Annotated in this window: 1 protein-coding gene and 1 pseudogene; both read left to right on the top strand. The window is 72.8% G+C overall.

Features of this window, described 5'->3' with window-relative positions; translation table 11 throughout:
• Window positions 1-178: 178 nt before the first annotated feature.
• The gene (locus ACFP3V_RS09885; protein ID WP_380582050.1) at window positions 179-1,807 is read left to right on the top strand and encodes an IclR family transcriptional regulator domain-containing protein; all 1,629 of its coding nucleotides are present in this window, start codon (window positions 179-181) and stop codon (window positions 1,805-1,807) included.
• A 706-nt stretch (window positions 1,808-2,513) separates the two neighbouring features.
• Window positions 2,514-2,852, top strand: a pseudogene (locus ACFP3V_RS09880) (cellulase family glycosylhydrolase); the annotation flags it as partial.

Raw genomic sequence — 2,852 nt, 5'->3', positions numbered from 1 at the left:
ACGGCCTCGTCGGCCGAACGAACCACCTTGTCCATCCGCACTGTCCGATCGTCTTCAGCCCGCCGGGCTTGCCCGTTGTTCGCCCAGTGAACTATGATTCATAAATCGATGCGGGGAGTCTCTGTCCTCACTCGCCCGCTTGTCAACAGGGCCGGCTCCACGCGCCCGGGAGAACGCCATGCCCCCACGCGCCACCGACGCGTCCGTGGGACCGCTCGAACGCGGTCTCGCCGTCCTGCACGCCCTGGCGCACACCTCGGACGGGCGGATGCGCGCCAGTGACCTCGCCAAGGCCACCGGCCTGGCCCGCTCGCCTGTGGACCGGATCGCCACCACCCTGGAACGCCTCGGCCTGGTCCGCGTCACCGACCGCGAACTCGCGCTCACCCCACAGCTGTTGGCGATCGGGACGGCCTACCTGCGCGGCAGCGGCCTGCCCGCCGCGCTCGGCCCGCTCGCCGCCACGCTCGCCGACGACTTGGACGAGTCCGTCTCGGTCGCCGTCCCGGACGGCGACGCCGTCCGCTTCGTCGTCCAGCACACCCGGCGGCGGGCCCTCTCCGTCGCCTTCCGCATCGGCGACGCCCTGCCTGCCGACCGCTGCGCCCCGGGCCCCCTGTTCGCCGCCGACTGGACGGACGACGAGTTCGCGGCGTGGCTGCGCCGCACCCCGGACGACTTCCCCGCCGTCCCGCCGAGCCGCACCCCCCGGCCCGCCGAAAGCGACTTCCGCGCCCGCGCCGCCGAGGCCGCCGCCCGGGGCTGGTCCGCGGACGACCAGCTGATCGAACCGGGTCTGGTGGCCCTGGCCGTCCCGGTACGGGACGGCGGGAGCCGCGTCGTCGCCGCGCTGAGTGCCGTGAGCCACACCAGCCGCCACACCGTCGACCAGCTCCGGGAGTTCGCGCTCGACCCGCTGCGGGCGACGGCGGCGCGCATGACCGAGGCCCTGGCCGCGATCAGCGCGACGCCGACGGCAGCGGCGCCGACCGGTGATCGAACGGCGGACGCCAAACGTGAGTTGGGGCCGGAGTACCTCCAGTCACTGGCCCGCGGGCTCTCCGTCATGGCCTCACTCGGCGGCTCGCCCGGAGGCATGACGCTCTCCGCCGTCGCGCAGGCCACCGGACTGCCCAGGGCCACGGCGCGCCGCTCACTGCTGACGCTGGAGCAGCTCGGCTACGTCGCCGCCGACGGGCGGCTGTTCCGCCCGCTGCCCCGCGTCCTCGACCTCGGCTACCCGCTGCTCTCCCGGCTCTCCCTCGGCGAGATCGCCCAGCCGCACCTCGCCGACCTGGTGGACCGCGTGCACGAGTCCGCGTCGGTGGCGGTCCTCGACGGCCCGGACATCCGCTATGTCGCCCGTGCGGCGACGGGCCGGATCATGTCCGTCAACATCTCGATCGGCACGCGGTTCCCCGCCCACGCCACCTCGATGGGCCGGGTGCTGCTGGCCGGCCTTCCGCAGCCGGACCGCGACGCCTGGCTCGCCGGACGGGAACTGCGCGCCCTCACCCCGGCCACCCTCACCGACCCGGACCGGCTCCGGTCCGCGCTCGACCGCGCGGCGTCGGACGGATTCGCCCTGGTGGACCAGGAGTTGGAGGAGGGTCTGCGCTCGCTCGCGGTCCCCGTCCGGGACGCCCGGGGCCGTGTCGTCGCGGCGGTCAACGTCTCCCTGCACGCCGCCCGCACCGGCGCGGACCGGGCCCGCACGGAGATCCTCCCCGAACTGCGCGCCACCGCCGCAAGGATCACGGCTGACGTGGCCGCCGTCAGCGCCACCCAGCCGCTCGCACTGGACTGAACGCCGGGCGTGGCAGGACGGTTGGCGTCCGGAACCCAGCCGGACGGTCATCCCTCGCGCATGGAGCCCGCAGGCCGGGGGCGGGTCGGCATCGGGCGCCCCGGAAGCGTGGGCGCGCTGTCGGGGGCCCGGTCGTGCACGGGGCTGACTCTCACCGGTGCGGGCATGCCGGTCTCCTCCCTCGGAGGACGGGCGGATCCAGAGGAACGGGTCGTCGATATCGTCGATATTAGGAACCCGAATCCAAGCACTCGTCAAGGCTCCTGGCGCCTCCATTACTTGAACGCCCGGCGAAGCGTCGCCCTCGCGCCTCCGCAGCCGCCGCACGCTTCTGCATGGGCCCAGCAGAACGGCATTTTCCGCTCTTGAGCGACATGTGCCGACACTTCGATTCGGCAACGGCGCGTCGGCGGCCGCCGCCGTGAAACTTACGTCCCATGAGGCGGGATCCTGCCGGTGTCGCCCCAGTTGCCAAGGGAGGAAGGCGAGTTCAAGAGTTCGAGGATTGCGGCCGCCTTGACGTCCCACCGGACTCGCTGGCTTGATGGCCCGCGGCGTCGAACAAGCGTCGAAACAACCGGACTTCCGCGTCGTCGGCTGCACCGCAGGATTCCTGCGCCAGCGCATGGGAGCGCTCCCACACGGTGGGCGACACGAAGGCCGGGTGGTCCGGATCAGGCTCCGCCGACAAGGAAGGTCACCACCCATGCACCGTCCTGAGCACCAACCGAGATCTGCACCCCTGCACCGACTGCGGCGCTGGGGCGCCGCGTTCGCGGCGTGTGCCGCGTTGCTGACCGCTCCGCTGGCGGCGGCCGGTTCCGCGCACGCCGCCACGACCACCCCCAAGGCCACGGCTGCGGCCTCGGCTGCTCCGGGGTCGGGGTACTGGCACACCAGCGGCCGCCAGATCCTGGACGCGAACAACCAGCCGGTGCGCATCGCGGGCGTCAACTGGTTCGGCTTCGAGACGGCGAACTACGTGGCCCACGGGCTCTGGTCCCGGGACTACAAGAGCATGATGGACCAGATGAAGTCGCTGGGG

Origin of the sequence: Streptacidiphilus monticola, assembly GCF_042658505.1 — a bacterium.
Taxonomy (GTDB): Bacteria; Actinomycetota; Actinomycetes; order Streptomycetales; family Streptomycetaceae; genus Streptacidiphilus; species Streptacidiphilus monticola.
Note: the sequence above shows the minus strand (reverse complement) of the source record. Positions and strands in the feature narration are given on the sequence as shown.